Source organism: Methylotenera sp., assembly GCF_030684185.1.
GTDB lineage: Bacteria > Pseudomonadota > Gammaproteobacteria > Burkholderiales > Methylophilaceae > Methylotenera.
The window spans coordinates 241,828-261,939 of the sequence record NZ_JAUXOY010000027.1 but is presented as its reverse complement, the minus strand read 5'-3'; the positions used below and the strand labels follow the sequence as shown (position 1 = coordinate 261,939).

General features: G+C 42.9%; 13 protein-coding genes. 4 read left to right on the top strand and 9 right to left on the bottom strand.

All coding sequences use genetic code 11. The features are described 5' to 3' along the window. Positions 1–24: 24 nt before the first annotated feature. Both Q8J82_RS11160 and tsaE read right to left on the bottom strand, forming a co-directional pair. Positions 25–1,491: an N-acetylmuramoyl-L-alanine amidase gene (locus tag Q8J82_RS11160; RefSeq protein WP_305328329.1), complete on the bottom strand. Its 1,467-nt coding sequence runs from the start codon at positions 1,489–1,491 to the stop codon at positions 25–27. Positions 1,492–1,550: 59 nt separating this feature from the next. Continuing rightward, complete coding sequence (gene tsaE / locus Q8J82_RS11155; RefSeq protein ID WP_304891706.1) at positions 1,551–2,060, bottom strand: tRNA (adenosine(37)-N6)-threonylcarbamoyltransferase complex ATPase subunit type 1 TsaE; 510 nt, start codon at positions 2,058–2,060, stop codon at positions 1,551–1,553. Here tsaE and queG point away from each other — a divergent pair. Beyond that, positions 2,059–3,159, top strand: coding sequence for a tRNA epoxyqueuosine(34) reductase QueG (gene queG / locus Q8J82_RS11150; RefSeq protein WP_305252111.1), 1,101 nt, complete (start codon positions 2,059–2,061; stop codon positions 3,157–3,159). The genes tsaE and queG overlap by 2 nt on opposite strands. A gap of 61 nt (positions 3,160–3,220) precedes the next feature. On the opposite strand, the gene Q8J82_RS11145 is transcribed toward queG, so the two are convergent. The 5 genes from Q8J82_RS11145 to glgC all read right to left on the bottom strand — a co-directional run bounded on the left by Q8J82_RS11145 (position 3,221) and on the right by glgC (position 13,748). Then, positions 3,221–8,008 (bottom strand): PAS domain S-box protein, encoded by a 4,788-nt coding sequence (locus tag Q8J82_RS11145; protein WP_305328315.1) that lies wholly within the window; start codon positions 8,006–8,008, stop codon positions 3,221–3,223. A 71-nt stretch (positions 8,009–8,079) separates the two neighbouring features. Beyond that, on the bottom strand, positions 8,080–9,057 hold the full coding sequence (locus Q8J82_RS11140; RefSeq protein ID WP_305327406.1) for an ROK family protein: 978 nt from the start codon (positions 9,055–9,057) through the stop codon (positions 8,080–8,082). A gap of 19 nt (positions 9,058–9,076) precedes the next feature. After that, entirely contained in the window at positions 9,077–10,567 is a 1,491-nt protein-coding gene (malQ, locus tag Q8J82_RS11135) for a 4-alpha-glucanotransferase (protein WP_305327374.1), read from the bottom strand. Positions 10,568–10,634: 67 nt separating this feature from the next. Beyond that, entirely contained in the window at positions 10,635–12,383 is a 1,749-nt protein-coding gene (locus Q8J82_RS11130; RefSeq protein ID WP_305328314.1) for a glycoside hydrolase family 57 protein, read from the bottom strand. Positions 12,384–12,455: 72 nt separating this feature from the next. Next, positions 12,456–13,748 (bottom strand): glucose-1-phosphate adenylyltransferase, encoded by a 1,293-nt coding sequence (glgC, locus tag Q8J82_RS11125; RefSeq protein WP_305327376.1) that lies wholly within the window; start codon positions 13,746–13,748, stop codon positions 12,456–12,458. 298 nt (positions 13,749–14,046) lie between these two features. Between glgC and glgB the strand changes: the two genes are divergently transcribed. Genes glgB through Q8J82_RS11110 form a run of 3 tightly spaced genes read left to right on the top strand, consistent with a single transcriptional unit; the run spans position 14,047 to position 18,721 of the window. Further along, a complete protein-coding gene (gene glgB, locus Q8J82_RS11120; RefSeq protein WP_305328328.1) occupies positions 14,047–16,200 on the top strand; it encodes a 1,4-alpha-glucan branching protein GlgB in 2,154 nt (717 codons plus the stop codon). A 45-nt stretch (positions 16,201–16,245) separates the two neighbouring features. Next, positions 16,246–17,898: a glucose-6-phosphate isomerase gene (pgi, locus tag Q8J82_RS11115; RefSeq protein WP_305328313.1), complete on the top strand. Its 1,653-nt coding sequence runs from the start codon at positions 16,246–16,248 to the stop codon at positions 17,896–17,898. A 10-nt stretch (positions 17,899–17,908) separates the two neighbouring features. Continuing rightward, positions 17,909–18,721 (top strand): polyphosphate kinase 2 family protein, encoded by an 813-nt coding sequence (locus Q8J82_RS11110; protein WP_304890681.1) that lies wholly within the window; start codon positions 17,909–17,911, stop codon positions 18,719–18,721. A 3-nt stretch (positions 18,722–18,724) separates the two neighbouring features. On the opposite strand, the gene Q8J82_RS11105 is transcribed toward Q8J82_RS11110, so the two are convergent. Then, entirely contained in the window at positions 18,725–19,720 is a 996-nt protein-coding gene (locus Q8J82_RS11105; RefSeq protein WP_305328312.1) for a S49 family peptidase, read from the bottom strand. Next, on the bottom strand, positions 19,721–20,107 hold the full coding sequence (locus tag Q8J82_RS11100; protein ID WP_305328311.1) for a Rieske 2Fe-2S domain-containing protein: 387 nt from the start codon (positions 20,105–20,107) through the stop codon (positions 19,721–19,723). Positions 20,108–20,112: the final 5 nt, after the last annotated feature.

Genomic DNA, 20,112 nt, shown 5'->3' with positions numbered 1-20,112 from the left:
TTTTCATAATTGGAGAAATTATTATCACTCCAATGCAACCCTGGTCTTTGTCAACGCAGGATTCGTTGAAAAGTACTTTTTAACACCCGTTAAAATAGACATCACTAATTTATCCTGATAAGCATCATCATTCAGCTTTCGCTCTTCTTCAGGATTGCTGATAAACGCCGTTTCAATCAGTATTGAAGGAATATCAGGTGATTTTAGTACCGCAAATGAAGCCTGCTCCACTCGCTTTGCATGTAACGTATTAATATTGCCAATCTGTCCAAGTACCGCTTTTCCCAACTTTAAACTATCGTTGATCGTTGCGGTTTGCGATAGGTCAAGCAATGTTCTGGCCAATAGCGGATCTTTACCGTTCAAACTTACTCCACCAATCAAGTCGGATTCATTCTCCTTTTTAGCTAGATAACGCGCGCTGGCACTGGTGGCGCCACGTTCGGACAATACAAACACCGAAGAGCCACGTGCCGCCGGATTAGTAAAGGCATCGGCATGTATAGAAATAAACAAATCAGCTTGCAACTTGCGTGCCTTTAACACGCGTCCATGTAGCGGAATAAAGTAATCGCCATCACGCGTTAACACAGCACGCATACCAGGCTCATTATCAATTTTAGCTTTAAGCTTTTTAGCAATCATCAAAGTAATATTTTTTTCATAGCTACCCGTTGCCCCGACTGCACCAGGGTCTTCACCACCATGTCCGGGGTCAAGGGCTATCACTATTTGACGGCCAAACCTATTGATGCCGGGATTATTAAAACCGCTCTCCTTATCCCTATTTTGAGTAAGCACATGAACGGTATTTTGCGAAGTTTCCTGATTTTTAATTTCAGGCTTATCACCAGCTGTTTCGATGGGTTTCGTTGCTTCAATTGGCGCGGTAGTCTTTGTGGACTTAATCTCTTCATTTGGAATATTCGGTACTGGCGCCACACTTTGTGGCGACGATTCCGCAATGATTTGTGGCGGGCTGCTGGTCGTAGAATCAATTGCGACATTAGTTTGACTCTTTGACTCTTGCACTGAAACTGAAGCCGTACTACTTGCACTCACATTAGAAGTCGAATCACGTTCTGCCAACATTGCCATGAGAGGATCAATGAGCGGATAAACATCTAACACCAATCTGTGCTTGTATTCTCCCGTGGGCGTTAACGTAAATGCACTGGGCTTAACTTCAGTTTTTAAATCAACGACGATACGCACTATCCCTTGCTGAAACTGCGCAACACGAACCTGCTTAATATAAGGGTCACTTGCCAGAATTTTATCCGATAACGATTTAACCGCTTGGTTTAAATCAATATTTTCAATATCCATCACAATGCGATCAGGATTTTGAATCATCGACATCTTATATACAAACGGTTGGTTAGACTCCAGTGTAATGCGTGTGTAGTCTTGTGCAGGCCAAACACGAGTAGCGGTGACTATATTAGCCGCTTGCACCGTGGCTGTAAGTCCAATGCCTATAATAAACATCAGGCTTAAACTAGCCTTGTTTAGCGAAAATAAAACTTCCCGGAGCTTCTTAAACATAATCATCTTATTTTTGTTGATATTACCTGTAGACATTGTTGCCCCAATATTGAATATGCTGACACTTTGACGCTACGTCCTAGGCATTTTCCTATATTTTTAATATCAAAGGCAATATTAAGGTCGGGGGATGGCAATACATTCTGCGCTTTTTCAGGCCACTCGATGACACACACGCTTTCAGCATTAAAGTAATCTCTAAACCCTGCAGCCTCCCACTCTTCATCATCATTAAAACGATATAAGTCAAAATGATACAGCATTAAATTAGAAAGAATTTTAGATTGAATGGATTTAATCTCATAAGATTCCACCAAGGTATAGGTCGGGCTTTTTACCTTACCCACATAACCCAGCGCGTGCAGCAAACCTCGGACTAAGGTGGTTTTGCCTGCACCTAAATCACCATGCAAATAAATTGTTAAATTGGGTTGTATGGCCTTTGCCAAAACAGCGCCAAATTGCAAGGTAGCCGCTTCGTCAGCCAAATCAAGTGTAAAATTATTATCCATGAAAAATCCCAGCGAATTCAGCCAGACTAAATTTACAAAATTGAGCGATGATATTAAGCAATGGGGCTTGGCACTCGGTTTTAACCAAGTAGGGATTACTGATACGAATTTGCATGCTGCCGAAGCCGAACATCAAGCGTGGATTGCTAAAGGTTTTCATGGTGAGATGGATTATATGGCAAAACACGGGGTCAAGAGAACCCGTCCTGCAGAATTAGTGCCGAATACCTTACGCGTGATTTCAGCACGGTTAGATTACTTTCCTGTCAACACCGCTGATAGCGCAAGCGTATTACAAGATGGTTCAAAAGCCTTTATTTCACGTTACGCACTTGGGCGCGACTACCACAGAGTCATGCGCAACAAACTGCAAAAGCTTTGTGAAAAAATCCAATCCGAAATTACACAATATCAGGTAGATGACTTCAGCTATCGTGTGTTCACAGATAGTGCGCCGGTGCTAGAGGTAGCTTTAGCGGAAAAGGCCAGTTTAGGATGGCGCGGTAAACATACGCTACTTATCAATAAAGACCGCGGCTCATGGTTCTTTTTAGGTGAAATTTATACCAACTTACCATTGACGACAGACCAGCCCGCAAGCAACCACTGCGGCACTTGCACCAACTGCATGGATGTATGCCCAACCCAAGCAATTACAGCCCCTTACGAGGTCGATGCAAGGCGTTGCATCTCATACTTAACAATTGAGCTTAAAGGCAGCATTCCGCTTGAATTAAGACCACTCATTGGCAACCGCGTATATGGTTGTGATGATTGCCAAATTTTTTGTCCCTGGAATAAATTTGCCGAAACTACAGACGAGCCCGATTTTGCTGTCAGAAATGGTTTGGACAACATTAGCTTAGTACAATGTTTTGCCTGGACAGAATCAGACTTCAAAAAGAATATGGCAGGTAGTGCCATCTACCGCATTGGTTATGAGCAGTGGCTGCGAAATATTGCCGTAGGCTTAGGTAATGCCCAGACTACAACAGAAATTGTTTCGGCACTGCAAAGCCGCATTCACGATTCATCCATTTTATTGCGTGAGCATATTGATTGGGCGTTAGCCCGACATTTAACACAGCATCACAAATGAATCAGATACCTAGTGAGGCAGATACCTAGTGGAGTAAATATTAAGCAAAGCAGATATTTAGTTAAACAGATTTTAACTCTGCGTTGAACTGTTCAATAGGTACTGGCCGGCCAAACAAATAGCCTTGATAAGTATCGCAACCACAGCTTGTCAGCAACTCTCGTTGTACTGTTGACTCTACGCCTTCAGCAATAACCTCTAAATTCAATGTTTCTGCCATCGCAATAATGGTGCGTACAATAGCTTGGTCGCTGGCATCAGTGGCAATATCGCTGACAAATGATTGGTCAATTTTCAATTGATAAAGCGGCAATAATTTAAGATATTGCAAGGATGAATAGCCCGTACCAAAGTCATCTAATGAGAAGTGAACACCAATATTTCTTAGCTCATTCATCTTCATAATAGTGTCGTCAATATGCTCAAGCAAGATACTTTCTGTTAATTCTAATTTGAGCTGTTTTGGATTAACGTTGAAATGTTTAACAGCAGTTTTAACCTGTGATGCAAAATTACTCTGATAAAACTGCTTAGGGCTAACGTTAATCGATAAGGTGAGATTACGCGTCGCTGGCGCTTGTTGCCATGCCTGAAGCTGGGCGCAGGCACTTTCCAACACCCATTGCCCAATCGGTAAAATCAGCCCTGTTTCTTCAGCTAGCGGAATAAAATTATAGGGTGAAACTAAACCGCGTTCTGGGTGCGGCCAGCGAATTAAAGCCTCCGCACCCAAAGGCTGGCCCAATATATTGACTTGAACTTGATAATAAAGCTCAAATTGCTGATTGTCTATGGCATTGCGCAAATCTATTTCTAATGCGGCGCGAGTGTTAATCGCCACCTGCATATCGGGGTCGAAGAAACACAAGGTATTGCGGCCGGCTTTTTTAGCCTGATACATGGCGATATCGGCATGCTTTAAAAGTGTTTCCTGAGAGTGCTCGTTATCGCTAAACAGCACGACACCAATACTGGCAGTTGATTGGTATATTTTTTTAGAAAGATAAAACGGCTGGCTGATGGTAGCCAGGATTTTATTTGCGATGATTTTTGCTTGTGCTGCTGCTTCAATGGGTTGTTTGCTAAGATCTTCCAACATCACCACAAACTCGTCCCCACCCAGTCGCGCCACCGTATCGCCTTCACGGACACAAGCAGTCAGACGCTCAGCGACTTGACGCAATAGCAAGTCACCAACATCATGACCGAGCGTATCATTGAGCGTTTTAAAATGGTCGAGGTCGAGAAATAGCAGTGCTCCACCCCAGCCTAAGCGGGCGCCAGCAGATAATGCGTGATTGAGACGGTCAATTAAAAGTCGTCTGTTTGGCAAACGGGTAAGCACATCATAAAACGCTAAATGGTTAATCTCAGCTTCGGCAGCATTGCGCAATGTCACATCAGTGAATGAGGCGACGTAATTCGTCACTGCGTCCTCACTATCTTTCACTGCGGTAATGGTAAGGTGCTGCGGGTAAACCTCACCATTTTTGCGGCGGTTCCAAACTTCGCCTTCCCAGCCGCCATTTATAGCAATTTTATCCCACATTAATTCATAAAAATCCGCATGATGATGGCCAGAACTTACCAAGCGCGGTGTTTGACCAACCGCTTCTTCAGCACTGTAGCCAGAAATTTTAGTGAAAGCCTTGTTCACTTTAAGGATAGTCTTATTGGCATCAGTGACCATCATACCTTCCTGCGATTCAAATGCAGTGGCAGAGATACGCACCTCTAATTCAGCTAGCTTACGCTCAGTAATATCTCGAGTGACTCCAAGCAGCACTTTTTGGCCTTTGTCCAACATTGGTACGGCATGCGTTTCTAGCCAGCGACGCCCACCCCTGAGGCCAATCACTTCAAATTCCAATTGCTTTGTTTCACCCGCTATTACATGCTTATGCAAATCTTTAAATGCTTTATGATATTTTGGAGCGATAAAGTCAAGCAATGGCTTATTTGATATTTGATCGAGGTTATCTGCCTCAAGCATTGCCAGTCCCGCTGGATTCATTTCCTTTAGACACCCTTGCGCATCGACTATCTTGATGCATTCTGGCTCAACATCAATAATAGTTCGCAAGTGCAGTTCGCTCGACTGCAACGCCGCCTCTACCTGCTTACGCTCGGTGATATCACGTGACAAAACAATAAAATGCGGGTTATCATCATGGTTATTACCAGATTTTTTCGAAATAGAAAGTTCGAACCATCGCTTGCCTTGAGGCAGTTGCAGTTCATATTGCCTACCTTGAGATCGGCCATCTTCATCAGCCTCATTAATTGCAGACATCGCTATGGAAGCAGCCTCTGGCGGAAGCACTTCATGCACAGTTTTTCCGATTAACTCTTCTGGCGGCAAAACCAATAGCTGATTACTTGTTGAATGAACAGCATAATATCGGCCATTAAGATCTACTTCAAACATTAAATCAGGAATCGCATCAATGGTCGCCTGTAACCTCAGGTCAGTCTGCTGTCGTGCTTCTTCAGCTTGTTTAAGCTGTGTAACGTCTATCATGGCGACGCGCAATATAGGCTGCTCACCTTCATCATCCATGCGCAGACAATTGAGATTAGCCGTAAGTTTGGTCCCATTCTCATGGGTAAATTTCATGTCAAAATTCAGCTCTTCACCACCATCAAGGTCTAGCATACTTAAAAACAATTGTTGCCAGCGCTGTTTTTCTTCATTATCAACAAACTGCATAAAAGGATGGTCGTTAAGCTGGTTTCGTTTCAAACCAAACATCGAGGTCACTTTCCAATTAACCTCAGCAATTACGCCCTGTTTACTGATAGACAAATAACCCACTGGTGCAAATTCATAAAGATCCGCATAGCGGTCACGTGATTCTGCCAATGAAGCCTGTGCTAACAACAATTTATTTTGAGATGACTGACGCTGCTTTTCGCGCTCAAAATTATCCAGCGCAAAACTAATATCCATTGCCATTTCTCTAAGCAAATCAATCATTTCTTTATCAAAAGCATCTATATGATTGTCGTAGATAGAGAAGACAGCAAACGGCTTGCCATTGCGAGTTATAGGAAAAGATCCGGAAGCGCCCCATCCGTATCGTTTAGCCTGCTCATGCCAAGGGCGGGTAATTTCGTTTTCTTGAAAATTACTGATAATAATCGCACGGTTTTCACGAAAGGCAATACTAGTAGGGCCGCAGCCTTCAGGCACATCGGCGCTAGTAGAAATTTTCAAACCTTCCAGACAAGTCAGCCCGTTGCCGTAACTGGCTACTGGTAAGATAAATGCACCAGATTCGTCTGCTTGACCTATCCAGGCCATTTTCATACCACCAAACTTCACCGCACACTTGCACACTAAGGGAAATAAATCAGTCTCGTTTGCCATGCGCACAATGGCCTGGTTAATTTCACTAAGTGCCTGATAAAGGTTCTTTAATCGCTGAATGCTCTGTTCAGCTTTATTCCGCTCTGTCAGGTCGCGCAAAATGCCAAAGTAACTGTTGCTATCCAGCCTCCGAGCATGCACCTCCAACATCACCTCGGTGCCGTCTTTACGCACATGCACCCATTCTCCTGAATGCGGAGTACCTGCCATCATGCTTTCTACCACAGGACTTAATCTTTCTACCTCATTTTTCGCTAGCAGGCTTGGCAAATTCAGCTTCAGCAACTCTTCCCGCGTATAACCAAACAAGGCCAGCGCCGCTGGATTTGCCTCAATTAAACGATGGTCGCGGCTAAGCATCAATACACCCTCACCTGCTTGCTCAAAAAGCAGTTGATAGCGAATTTTGGCAATTTGACGACCTCTGGCAAGCAACCATGCAAGTAAAGCAAGTAATGATGTAAGCACCACACTCGACCAAGCGATAATTGCTGGTTGATGCGGATTAGAAACGCGAGCCTCAAAAGCTGGTGTCGTATTTACGAGCAATGTCCAGCTGCGGCCACCAAAATCAAGTTGGCGTTTTGTTTGAAGCACCCCTTCAGCCAGCCTCGATTTAGAGGATTTATTGTCTGAGTGATACATGATTGATAGTTCTGAAGGTGAATTTCCGTTAAGGATTGCAAGTCCATCATGAATTTCTATATCAATATCTTTTGCAAATTCACCATATAACCCAGCCATGAGATCATTCATGCGAAAAGGTACATCTACCCAACCTTTGATGGCTGAGCGTCGGGCAACTATCGTGTCGTGCTGCATACCTTGCTGAAAAATAGGCAGGTACATGACAAAAGAAAACGTGTTGGGCTTACCGATATCCTGCACTAATGTAAAATGTGATGTGATTGAAACTTCATCTAAATCACGAGACCGCTCCATCGCCGCACGCGCAGCAGGTATCGTTAGCACATCTAAACCCAGCGCTTTTAAATTGTCGCTATTCATAGGCTCCATGCGAATAATAGGTGCGTAAATATCGCGCTCGCCTTCAGGCTTGATTCTGTAATTTTGCAACCCTAGTTGACGAATATCCTTAAGATGCTTGTCTTTATCAGTATTCTGCACAAGTATCACCAAGCCTACTCCCTGCACCCCAGACTTTTTCTCCTGTATCTGCAGCGCTTGAATATAATTACGAAACTCTTCGATAGTAACCTCTATAGAAGCATCCATATGGCCCTTGACGCCACGCATCACCGTTTCGTATGAGTCTAATCTACGAAGGATATTGTTTGCCGCCTGGTCTGCAGAAAACTCAAGCTCTGTGCGGATTTTTTCAGCCTGATGTTGTTGCGCATTACGCCATAGAGTAGTACTGACGATAAATCCAAACAGCAAGACCAAAGCAGAAATTAGCCATGGCACAAGCTGTGGTTTTACCAAACCCATTAATCGTTTTTTGAGACCTGAAATCATACTTTTTATTCTTAATTTATCCCTAATTCCAAAATTTCCCAAAAACTAATTTAATGATAGCTTTTGCTGTGTCATATTTTTTGCCAGGCTAACATGGCAGCGCCAATCATGCCAGCCTGATCGCCCATATCAGAAATGCTCACGTTAACTTTGCCCCGTAAAGCTGGAATCAAGTCTTCATTTAATTGCTGTGTAAAAGACGGTTCCATTAACGACCAGCCTGCGCTCATGCCACCACCAATGACTACATTTGCGACATCAATCACTTTTAAAATATGTGCTAATGCTTGGGCAAGCGTTATACCCGCTAAGCTATACGCAGCAATAGCATTTGCATCACCTTTATAGGCGCGGTTGGCAATTTCATGCGCATTGCAATGCTCACCACTTGCCTCAAAATAGCTGATTACAACGCCGCTGGCTGATGCGTATTGTTCCATGCAGCCACGATTACCACATCCACACAATCTGCCATTCGGCTTAACCGCAATATGCCCGACTTCCATCGCCACACCATGCTGGCCTTGAAACGGCTGACCATTTATAATCAAACCGCCGCCCACACCTGTGCCTAGCCCCAGATAAATCAAGCTGTTTGCCTGACTACTGGTTTGACCATTTGTTTGGCTGAGGTGCATGACATATTCACCATACGCCGCTGCCAACGCGTCATTCTCAGTAATGACAGGCAACTCAATCATTCGGCTTAAATCAACACTTAAATCAACATTGCTTAAACCTGGCAAATTTGGGGATTGTGAGATTTTTTGACTCTTTGGGTCTATAAACCCAGGGAAACCGATGCCCACTGCCGATACTTTAGGATACTTAACTTGTACACTTTCAATCGCTGCGGCGGTTGTATTTAATATTGTTTGCCAGGCTTGCTCTGGATTACCTTGATGAGATTTGCAAAGATTTGAAAAATCAGCATGAAAACGTTTTTCTTCTATCAATCGTGGCTGGGCGTTATAAATAGCTTCATCATACTCAACCACACCTAGACGTAGGTTAGTGCCGCCGACATCAATGCCAATCAACATCGCCATAATGACACCACCATAATATTTAGTGCCGCCCTGTCCGCGCAATCACTTTTGCAATACACTTAGCTTGAGATGCAGATAACTGAAGCCAGTTAAAACGCCAATGCCAATTACCCGTGCAAGTACCTGGTGTATTCATGCGGTGAGTAGAATCCAGCGCCAATAGATCCTGCATAGGGATAATGGCTAACTGTGCGTTAGATTCAAAAACCATATCAATCAAATCTGCTGGCATACTGGGTTCATGCTGTTCTGAATGAGAGGAGCGTATATACGCATCCACCAATTCACGTTGTTGCTCATCTAAAGCGTTATACCAGCCCAGCGTCGTGTCATTATCATGGGTACCTGTGTACGCCACACTATTCACTTCAATATTGTGCGGTAAATACGGGTTATCTTCTTGACCACTAAATGCAAATTGCAAAATCTTCATGCCAGGCAAATTGTATTGATGCCTTAATGCATCGACTTCTGCCGTAATAATGCCTAAGTCCTCTGCAACCAGGCATATTTTCGGCAAGGCATTTTTAATAGCTGCAAGCAATGCATCACCTGGAGCCAACACCCACTGACCATTAATTGCAGTATCTTCACTTGCGGGAATTTCCCATGCGGCCTCCAAACCTCTGAAATGGTCGATGCGAACAATATCAAACAGCGCATTTTGCGTTGCCATGCGAGATACCCACCAGCTAAAACCATCAGCAGCCATCGAATCCCAGTTATAGTGCGGGTTGCCCCAACGCTGCCCTGTTTCCGAAAAATAATCTGGTGGCACACCTGCTACTACTTCCATGTTTTTATGGGCATCCAGCTTAAATAAATGAGGTTGCGCCCATACATCAGCGCTGTCATAGGCCACAAAAATAGGAATGTCGCCAAAGAAATAAACATTTTTTGAAGCGGCATAAGCTTTAAGCGCCAGCCACTGTGTAAAAAATATAAACTGCGTAAATTGAATCACGGCAATTTCATGCGCCAGTTCTTTACGTGCTTGCTTAAGGGTTTTTACATCACGATTTTTGTATGCTTCTGGCCAATAACTCCATCCAGAATGATTAAACTTGTTTCGTAGCGCTAAAAAAAGTGCAAAATCATCTAGCCAGTGTGCCTGTTTTTTACAAAACTTTTTAAAGGTTAGTTGCTCTTGCTTTTCTACTCTTATTTTAAATGCCTCATAGACGTTTGCTAATAACTGCGTTTTGCTGGTAATGAAGCCATCGGTATCTGCTTTTCTTAGCAAGAGACCCTGTGCCTGCAAAGCATCTAAGCTAATAAAGTCAGGATTGCCGGCAAAAGCCGATAAGCATTGATACGGTGAGTTGTCTGCATGTGGCATATTGATTGGCAATGTTTGCCAAATGCTGACGCCTATCGAATTTAAGAAATCGACAAAACGATAAGCTTCTGCACCCAAATCACCGACGTAATTTGCGCTCGGTAGAGAGCTGATATGCAACAACACGCCTGCACGGCGCTGGGCCAAAAGTGATAAATTAGTGCGTTTCATTATTACCTATATATTAAAAGTATGCTTCCTAGAAGCCAGTAAACACTAATTCGATCTTTAAGTGAGTTTAAGCTTGCCCTCTTCGCATTGTTCCTGCATTGTCTGCATTACCGCCGCCAGCGCTAATGGTTTTATGCAATACCGCAGGCACTGGCTGCTGTAACAAAGCGTATAAGTTAATCAGGTTGCGACGGTAAAGTTGGTCAAAACTCGCCACACTGTCCGACGAATTATAATCGCCGAACCACCAAAACCAATCAGAACCTTCACAAATTGCTAATTGACGTTCGCAAGCCTTCAGTTGATTGGCATTTAAACCATTTTTCAATAAAACACTGTCGTAAGTTTTTTTAGCTGCGCAGAGTAAATCCCATGCTAAATTTTTGTCTTTACTGCCTATCCAGGTACTGAAAGTACCATACACCCAACTGCCAGCAGCTATTTGCGGCAACACGGGGGCGGATATTCCCTTAGTTTTGTAATCGGTTGATTGATATAAATCAACCATATCGCTAAAAGTGGTCATTTCAATATCAGGGTGATTTGCCAAGGCCGCATACAACTCACTTAAAAAGTAGTAACCATTGTAGGGGTAATATTCCCAGGCATTTTCGCCATCTAAAATAACACTGACCACCTTGTGTTTGCCGCTAGTAGCAGTTTCATGTGAAGTGGCATGATGAATATGTTCAAGTGATTGAATGAAGTCTCTGACGGCATCGGGTGAGTGCATTTTTGCATACTCAAAACCGATTTTATCAGACAGCTGATCATCTCTAAAAAAGCATAAAATATCTTGTTTGCCATTGGTTACCCGATATGGCTGATAAAGATATTCAAATTTATCTGATGCACTCAATTGCGATTTCACCAGACTATTTGCCAACACGCCCTGCCCCGTAGCCGCCCACTCCACGCCTTGTTCAGCCATCAGTGACAGCGCTGCGCTTGATACACCACCTTCTGCAGGCCACATACCGCGAGGCTCTGCACCGAAATATTCAGCATGGGACTTTTTGGCAGAAACAACATGCGCAACAGCACGGGCTTGGCCGCCACTATATTTAGGATTGACTGGCAAAGGTGCAAACGGCATTGCGTCCAGAGCCGATTTAAAGTCGAGTAGCAACGGTAAAATCGGGTGATAGTAAGGCGTTGTAGAAATTTCAATTTGCTTAGACTGCATGAGTGCTTTATAGCGCGGAATCAAGCCTGAGATAGTTTCGCCAATCACTTTGAATAATTGTTGCCTTTCTTCCAGCGTAAATAACAAACCTTTAGTCATTAGCGCCTGTATCACTTTATTATTACGGCGCAGACTCTCACCGCACCAAGCCAAGTGATACCATACTAGCAAGTCCGCTTTATACTGCGCTGACAAGTAGTGAAATTCATCATTACACTCAATTGGCTCAACAAGCTGATAAAGGTGTAATAAACGCTGATAATGTGGAAACGGGCTAAGCATTTTCTCATGATGACTCTTGAAGCAACTAGTCACAATCAAATGGCATTGCTCACAGTTGATGTTATCTAAGTCAGGCTCAACAAGTAAACCCAATAACGGATCACGAATGCGATTCTGCTTAAATTGAACCGTGTAATCTTCAAGCTGTTCCAACAAAATCGGTACAAAGTTAAATGTAACACGCGCTTTGGGGTTCTCTTCAAGATGAAACGCCATATCACTGTAATCTTTGATGGCGTGCAAATATGTCCACGGCAACACATACTCGTTCGTCACAATGTCACGATAATCAGGCTGATGCATATGCCAATAGAGATTTAAATATAGCTTTGGACGATTAGACTTCACTTGAATTTACAACCTTAATAATTAACATAAACTAAACGGTTCAACTTTTGATTTAATATAAAAATATTTATATTAAATCACTCTATACAGGTCTTGCCCCAGCATATCGGGAGTCACCAGCGTGATGCCTTTCTCGGACACATAAAAACGCTTCGCATCCAAAGCTAAATCCACACCAATTTGCATCCCTTCCGGGATACTGCAACCGCGGTCTAATACCACGTTTTTAAGCACAACATTACGATTGACCGTGACTTTAGGCAAAATAACAGCCCCTTCAATATCACAATAGCTATGCACACGTACATCTGAAAATAGAACAGAGCTCGTGACACTTGAACCGCTGATTAAGCATCCACCAGATACCAAAGAATCAGTTGCTTGACCTGTTCTACCCTCATCATTAAATACAAACTTAGCTGGAGGCAATTGCTCCTGCGATGTCCAGATCGGCCATTCCCTATCATACAAATTAAGTTCAGGAATCACTCTGGTTAGCTCCATATTCGCCTCCCAATAAGCATCAATCGTACCGACGTCACGCCAGTAGTAATTGCCATTTTTTGCGCCTACGCAGCTTTCAGTAAAGCGGTGTGCTTGTATTTTATATTTTTTAATAATGTACGGAATGATATCGCCACCAAAGTCATGAGTTGATTTTGGGTCGCCAGCATCGCGAATTAATTGCTCATATAAAAACTTAGCGTTGAATACATAGATTCCCATGCTGGCAAAAGCCTTACTGGTATCGCCAGGCATGTGTTTAGGCTTTTCTGGTTTTTCAGCAAACTCTATGACTCTGTCTGTGTTATCTACCGCAAGCACACCAAACCCTTTAGCATCTTCCAAAGGCACATTGATACAAGCAACCGTCATATCGGCATTACTTCTCACATGTGTCGCCAACATCTTGCCGTAATCCATTTTGTAAATATGATCACCGGCCAATATTAAAATATACTCGCCACCGCCCTCACGCAGTAAATCCAGGTTTTGATATACCGCATCTGCGGTACCTTTGTACCAATCTTCTGAAATGCGTTGCTGTGCAGGAATGATATTGACGTATTCATTAAACTCGCCACGTAAAAATCCCCAGCCGCGCTGAAGATGCTGAATCAAACTTTGTGCTTTGTATTGAGTAGCGACGTTGATACGGCGTATGCCAGAGTTAATGCAATTTGACAGTGGAAAATCAATGATACGGAATTTACCGCCAAACTGAACAGCGGGCTTGGCACGCCAATCAGTCAGGTTCTTTAAGCGGCTTCCCCGACCGCCTGCAAGAATAATAGCAGCGGTGTTTTTGGTTAATGTACTAATAAAACGGTCTGAATGCTGATCCATTTGTTGGCTCTTCGGCATGATGCCCTCCTGAAGTTTAATTAATCATTTTTAGAACTAGCTGGGCTAACTAGCTTAATTTTATATTTTCACTGTATCTGTTTACATTATAATCAGCTTAAAGCACTATAATCTAGTTAAAACACCACTAAACTAGCAAATAATGCTAAAAAAGTTAAAAAATATTTCTTAGGAAATTGAGGGGGAATGTATCTTGGACAAATCTAAAGCGACTACTGCAAAAACGAAAGCCGAAACAGTTGGAAAACCCAGTGTAAAAACGAAGTCAGCATCCAATGGAACGGCAGACTCATTAAAACTGATTTTGAAAGCCAGGCACCACGACCCTTTTAGCTTTTTAGGTCAACATAAAGTAGATGACAGTTATGTTTATCGCACATTTTTGCCTAACGCTTCTACCGTGTGGGTGAAGACTGCTAAAACTTGGACGAAACTTGATAAAACACATGCTGACGGATTGTTTGAAGTCACAAACAAAACCGCCCTTAAAACACCGTGCTTACTTAAAATTGAGTTAGGTGAAAATACTTATGAAGCTTATGACGCTTACACCTTCTCTTCCAGCATCACACAAGATGAGCTTTATTTATTTGGCGAAGGCCGCTTAAAGCAAGCCTACAAAACCTTAGGCGCACAATGCATCACACAAGATGACATTGCAGGCGTTCGCTTTGCAGTATGGGCTCCTAACGCAGAGCGCGTAAGTGTGACTGGTAGCTTTAACAATTGGGATGGGCGCGTTCATCCGATGCGCGCACATGGCTCAAGTGGTGTTTGGGATATTTTTATTCCTAACTTAACCACGCATGACACTTATAAATTTGAAATTCGTAATCGCCACACAGGCGGCATTTTAGTCAAAACAGACCCCTATGGCTTTGAGTTTGAACAACGCCCAGGCACAGCCGCTAAAATCAGCACCTCTCATCATCAATGGGAAGATAAACAATGGCTAGAATCACGTAAAAAACGTGATTGGCTGCACGCGCCATTTAACTGCTATGAAGTACATTTAGGCTCATGGCAACGTAATGATCAAGGCCACTTTTTAACCTATCGCGAGTTGGCAAAAACGCTAGTGCCTTATGTAGCAGAGATGGGCTATACACACGTTGAATTTATGCCTATTTCCGAGCATCCACTCGCAGAATCCTGGGGTTACCAAACAACTGGTTATTTTGGCGTCACGAATAGATTTGGTCCGCCAGACGATTTACGCTTTTTAATTGATGCATTTCACCAAGCCAATATCGGCGTAATTCTAGATTGGGTTCCGGGGCACTTTCCAAAAGATGACTGGGCGCTAGCACGTTTTGACGGTACGGCCCTGTATGAACATGAAGACCCTAGACTGGGTGAGCACCAAGACTGGGGCACGTATATTTTCAATTATGGTCGCAATGAGGTTCGTAATTTCCTAATTGCAAATGCCAATTTCTGGCTACAAGAGTTTCATATCGACGGATTGCGTGTAGATGCCGTGGCTTCGATGATTTATCTGGATTATTCCCGTAAAGCTGGAGAATGGCTACCAAACAAATTTGGTGGGCGAGAAAATCTAGAAGTTATCGATTTCTTAAAACAACTCAACGTGATGGTGGGTGAGGACTTTCCAGGCGTATTGACGATTGCTGAGGAATCTACTGCATGGCCTATGGTGTCACGCCCAGTTTATTTAGGCGGCTTAGGCTTTAGCATGAAATGGAACATGGGCTGGATGAACGACACCCTAGCCTACATTGAGCACAACCCTGTTCATAGACGTTATTACCATGACATGCTGACTTTTGGTCAGCTTTATGCCTATTCTGAAAACTTTGTATTGCCGTTTTCGCATGATGAAGTCGTACATGGCAAACATTCACTACTCGACAAAATGCCTGGTGATGCATGGCAAAAATTTGCAAATTTGCGCCTTCTTTTGACTTATCAAATGACTGCACCTGGCAAAAAACTTAATTTCATGGGCAATGAGTTTGGCCAAGGGCGTGAGTGGAACGTGAACAGCAGTCTTGATTGGCATTTACTAGGCAATGAATATGAAGGTCATCAATGGCATCAGGGCATTAAACTGGCCACTGCCGACTTAAACAAGCTATATAAAGAACTTAATGCACTCTACGCGCTGGATTTTGACGTTCATGGCTTTGAGTGGGTTGATTGTCATGACTCCGATCAATCTATTATTAGCTACGTTCGACGCGGGTTGGACAATAGTTTTGTTATAATAGTGTTGAATTTCACGCCTGTGTTACGTAAGGAATATCGCATTGGTGTTCCGCAGGCGGGCAGTTATCAAGAAGTGTTTAACAGCGATGCTGGCTGCTACGGTGGTAGCAACCAAGGTAACGGTTCTGGACTGCACACGGAAAATATTGCTTGGATGAATCATAACCAATCGCTTGTAATAACACTGCCGCCTTTGGCTGGCATCGTTTTACAATTAAAATAATTTAATCACTTACACATCAACCTAAAGTAAAGTACTCCTACTCAAATGGCTGCTCTAACAACACTACCAGTATGGCAAAAACTTTGCCAACATCAGCAAGCAATTGTATCAACACATATGCGAGATTTATTTGCAAACGACCCGAATCGTTTTGATAAATACAGCCTTAAATTTACCGACATATTGTTTGATTACTCCAAACATCGTATTAACGACGAAACGCTACCTTTACTGATGCAATTAGCGCGTGAAGCTAATGTTGAAGATTGGCGCGACCGCATGTTTGCGGGTGAAAAAATCAATATCACTGAAAATCGCGCGGTGTTGCATACCGCGCTTCGCAATCGCTCTAATACGCCAGTGATAGTAGATGACCATGATGTGATGCCAGAAGTTAACGCAGTGCTTGCACAAATGCGCCAATTTTCGGAAAAAGTGCGCAGCGGCTCATGGCTAGGTTACACAGGCAAACGTATTACCGATGTGGTTAATATTGGGATTGGCGGCTCAGATCTTGGTCCAGTAATGGTGTGTGATGCACTAAAGCCGTATGCCAGCCCCAATTTACAAGTACACTTTGTGTCTAATATTGATGGCGCCCATTTGATGCGTGCCCTAGAAAAATGTAACCCTGAAACTACGCTGTTTATTGTAGCTTCAAAAACATTTACTACTCAAGAAACCATGACTAATGCCATGTCTGCGCGCACCTGGTTTCTGGCTGCCGCACAAGATAATGCGCATGTTGCTAAACACTTTGTTGCCCTTTCTACCAACGCTAAAGCCGTGCAGGACTTTGGCATAGATACAGAAAATATGTTTGCCTTCTGGGACTGGGTAGGTGGTCGCTATTCACTCTGGTCTGCCATCGGTTTATCTATTGCATTATATGTAGGTATGGATAATTTCGAAGCGCTGCTCACAGGTGCCCATGAGATGGACAATCATTTCAGGACAGCTCCGTTAGAGAAAAATATACCCGTCATCATGGCGCTAATTGGTATTTGGTATAACAATTTTTTTCATGTCGACACCAGTGCAATTCTACCTTACGACCAAGGCATGGCACGCTTCCCTGCTTATCTGCAACAAGCAGATATGGAAAGTAATGGTAAATTTATTTGCCGTGACGGTAAACGTATTCAATACAAAACGGGCCCTGTGATTTGGGGTGAAGCTGGTACTAATGGTCAACATGCTTTTTACCAACTGATTCATCAAGGCACACAAATTGTGCCGGCTGACTTTTTAATGCCCGTGCACAGTCATTATGCCATTGGTAAACATGGCTATGCCCATCACAAAATTTTGCTGGCTAATTTTTTTGCACAAACGCAATCCTTAATGCTTGGTAAAACTAAAGAACAAGCCCGTATTGAATTAGAAAGCCAAGGCATGAATGGTGAAGCACTAGAAAAACTGCTTCCACACAAAGTATTTGAAGGTAACCGCCCTACCACGTCGATTTTGTTCGACAAACTAACACCAAATACATTAGGAAAACTTATCGCACTGTATGAACATAAAATTTTCGTACAAGGCATCATTTGGGACATCAACAGCTACGATCAATGGGGCGTTGAATATGGCAAGCAGATTGCCCAGCAAATTCTACCGCTATTAACCAATGATGAAGTGATTAAAGACTTTGACAGCTCTACAAATGGCTTAATGAATTATACAAAAGCACACAAATAAGCTGCCAACCATGACAAACCTTAATAAATATCGTGTTGATGATAAAAAATTCTCGCTCAAAGAATTTAAATCTAACGATAAAAGTGAGCGAACTGATAGTAAAGAGCAAGACTCAATTGAGTTAACAAAACTTGCTGCTGAAATTAATACACTGCAAGATATTTTGCATGCCGAAGGTAAGCGCAAGTTACTACTCGTCCTACAGGGCATGGATGCCAGCGGCAAAGATGGTACAGTGCGTCATGTTTTTAGTGAATGTGACCCGCTTGGCATACGTTTGGCAAGCTTTAAAGCACCTACTAGCGAAGAACTCGCACACGATTATTTATGGCGTGTTCATCAACAAGTGCCTAAGGCAGGTGAATTGGTAATCTTCAATCGTAGCCACTATGAAGATGTGTTAATCGTCAAAGTACACGATTGGATTGACGATGCTGAATGTCAGCGCCGTTATGCCCAAATCAATGATTTTGAGCGTTTACTTACAGAAACAGGCACAACTATTATTAAGTGTTTTTTGCATATTTCCAAAGAAGAGCAAAAAGTGCGTATGCAGGAGCGATTAGACGACCCGACCAAATCCTGGAAATTTAATTCGAATGACTTGAAAGAGCGTGCACTTTGGCCGCAATATATACAAGCCTACGAACAGGCGATTCAGGCCACATCAACTGAACACGCACCTTGGTATGTTGTACCAGCGGACTCTAAAACCAATCGAAATCTTCTAATTTCCAGACTTTTACTAGACACACTTAAAAGCCTTAAGTTGAAATATCCACCAGTTCCAACCGACTACAAGTCAATAATAATCGCAGATTAGCTGCTAATGCAGCTTCACCTCACCCGCCTTAACTATTTGCTTGGCTAACATTTCACCAAAGCTGGCACTGGCACTTGCGCCAATACGTTTAGCTAGGCGACTGGCAAAATCTTCTTGCGTTGTAAAATCAACAATTTTTTCCTGTTTAATGACTTCACGCGCTACATAATCCGCACTTCCAATAGCATCAGCTAGCCCCATTTTAATACTTTGCTCTCCACTCCAGAATAAGCCGCTAAAAGTCTCAGGCGTTTCTTTTAGGCGCGTAGTACGGCCTTGGCGTACGACTGTTTTGAATTGCTCATGGATTTCATTAAGCATGGTTTGTGCCAAAGCTTGATGCTTAGGGTTCACTGGTGAAAATGGATCCAGCATCGCTTTGTTTTCACCAGCCGTCATCAAGCGTCGTTCGACACCGACCTTTTTCATGACTTCAGTAAAACCATAGCCATCCATCAACACGCCAATTGAGCCAACTATACTGGCTTTATCTACGTAGATTTTATCTGCTGCTACTGCGATGTAATAGCCGCCAGAGGCACAAATATCTTCAACTACTGCATATACAGGTATTTTAGGGTGCAGTTTCTTTTGACGTTTAATTTCATCGTTAATAATGCCAGCTTGCACCGGGCTGCCACCTGGACTATTAATACGTAAAATAATACCTTTGGTGCCTTTGTCTTTGTAAGCATCGTGAAGACTTTCCATAAATGAATCAGCATTCACATCACCGCCAGCCTGAATAACGCCAGACACTTCAATGAGTGCGGTATGAGCTCCTATATTTTTAGCTCCACCCCCTAGCCAACCTAGCGCAAAGAATAAAATGATAAAAAGATATGCAAAGGTGAGTCCTTTAAAAAAAACGCTCCAGCGACGCGAGGTTTTTTGCTCAGTGAGTGCAGAGCTGGCTAGCTTTTCAATCGCATCACGCTGCCATTTTGTATCTTGCGACTGTGTGCTTGGGATTGAAGGTTGTTGAGTATCTTCTGACATTTATTTGAGCTTTCCTTGATTATTTATTGGAATATTATTTGTTAAGTTAGTATTGATTATAATTTCTTGATTTTGTTCAGTCACGCTAATAGGTTTTAGACTTTTACCTTTACATGGCCCCATTACACAAAAACCATTATCAGGACGGTAATGTGCTCCATGAGTTGAGCAAATTAAATAATCTTTTTGTACTGTGAAAAAATCACCTTCGTTCCAATCCAGCTCTACTGGTACATGCGCGCACTGGTTAACATAAGCGTAAGGTTTGCCATGAAAACGCACCACAAATCCGGTCACAAACTCACCCAAAGCGGGTAATGCAAAGCGCAAACCCTTAGCTCCGTCTTGAAGTTCTTCACTTTTAAAAACAATCGTATTATTACTCATATTAA

Coding starts and splice junctions, on each gene's coding strand:
- Q8J82_RS11100 (WP_305328311.1), bottom strand. CDS start 20,107: ATGAGTAATAATACGATTGTTTTTAAAAGTGAAGAACTTCAAGACGGA.
- Q8J82_RS11160 (WP_305328329.1), bottom strand. CDS start 1,491: ATGTTTATTATAGGCATTGGACTTACAGCCACGGTGCAAGCGGCTAAT.
- pgi (WP_305328313.1), top strand. CDS start 16,246: ATGGCTGCTCTAACAACACTACCAGTATGGCAAAAACTTTGCCAACAT.
- Q8J82_RS11110 (WP_304890681.1), top strand. CDS start 17,909: ATGACAAACCTTAATAAATATCGTGTTGATGATAAAAAATTCTCGCTC.
- queG (WP_305252111.1), top strand. CDS start 2,059: ATGAAAAATCCCAGCGAATTCAGCCAGACTAAATTTACAAAATTGAGC.
- malQ (WP_305327374.1), bottom strand. CDS start 10,567: ATGAAACGCACTAATTTATCACTTTTGGCCCAGCGCCGTGCAGGCGTG.
- Q8J82_RS11105 (WP_305328312.1), bottom strand. CDS start 19,720: ATGTCAGAAGATACTCAACAACCTTCAATCCCAAGCACACAGTCGCAA.
- Q8J82_RS11140 (WP_305327406.1), bottom strand. CDS start 9,057: ATGGCGATGTTGATTGGCATTGATGTCGGCGGCACTAACCTACGTCTA.
- tsaE (WP_304891706.1), bottom strand. CDS start 2,060: ATGGATAATAATTTTACACTTGATTTGGCTGACGAAGCGGCTACCTTG.
- Q8J82_RS11145 (WP_305328315.1), bottom strand. CDS start 8,008: ATGATTTCAGGTCTCAAAAAACGATTAATGGGTTTGGTAAAACCACAG.
- glgC (WP_305327376.1), bottom strand. CDS start 13,748: ATGCCGAAGAGCCAACAAATGGATCAGCATTCAGACCGTTTTATTAGT.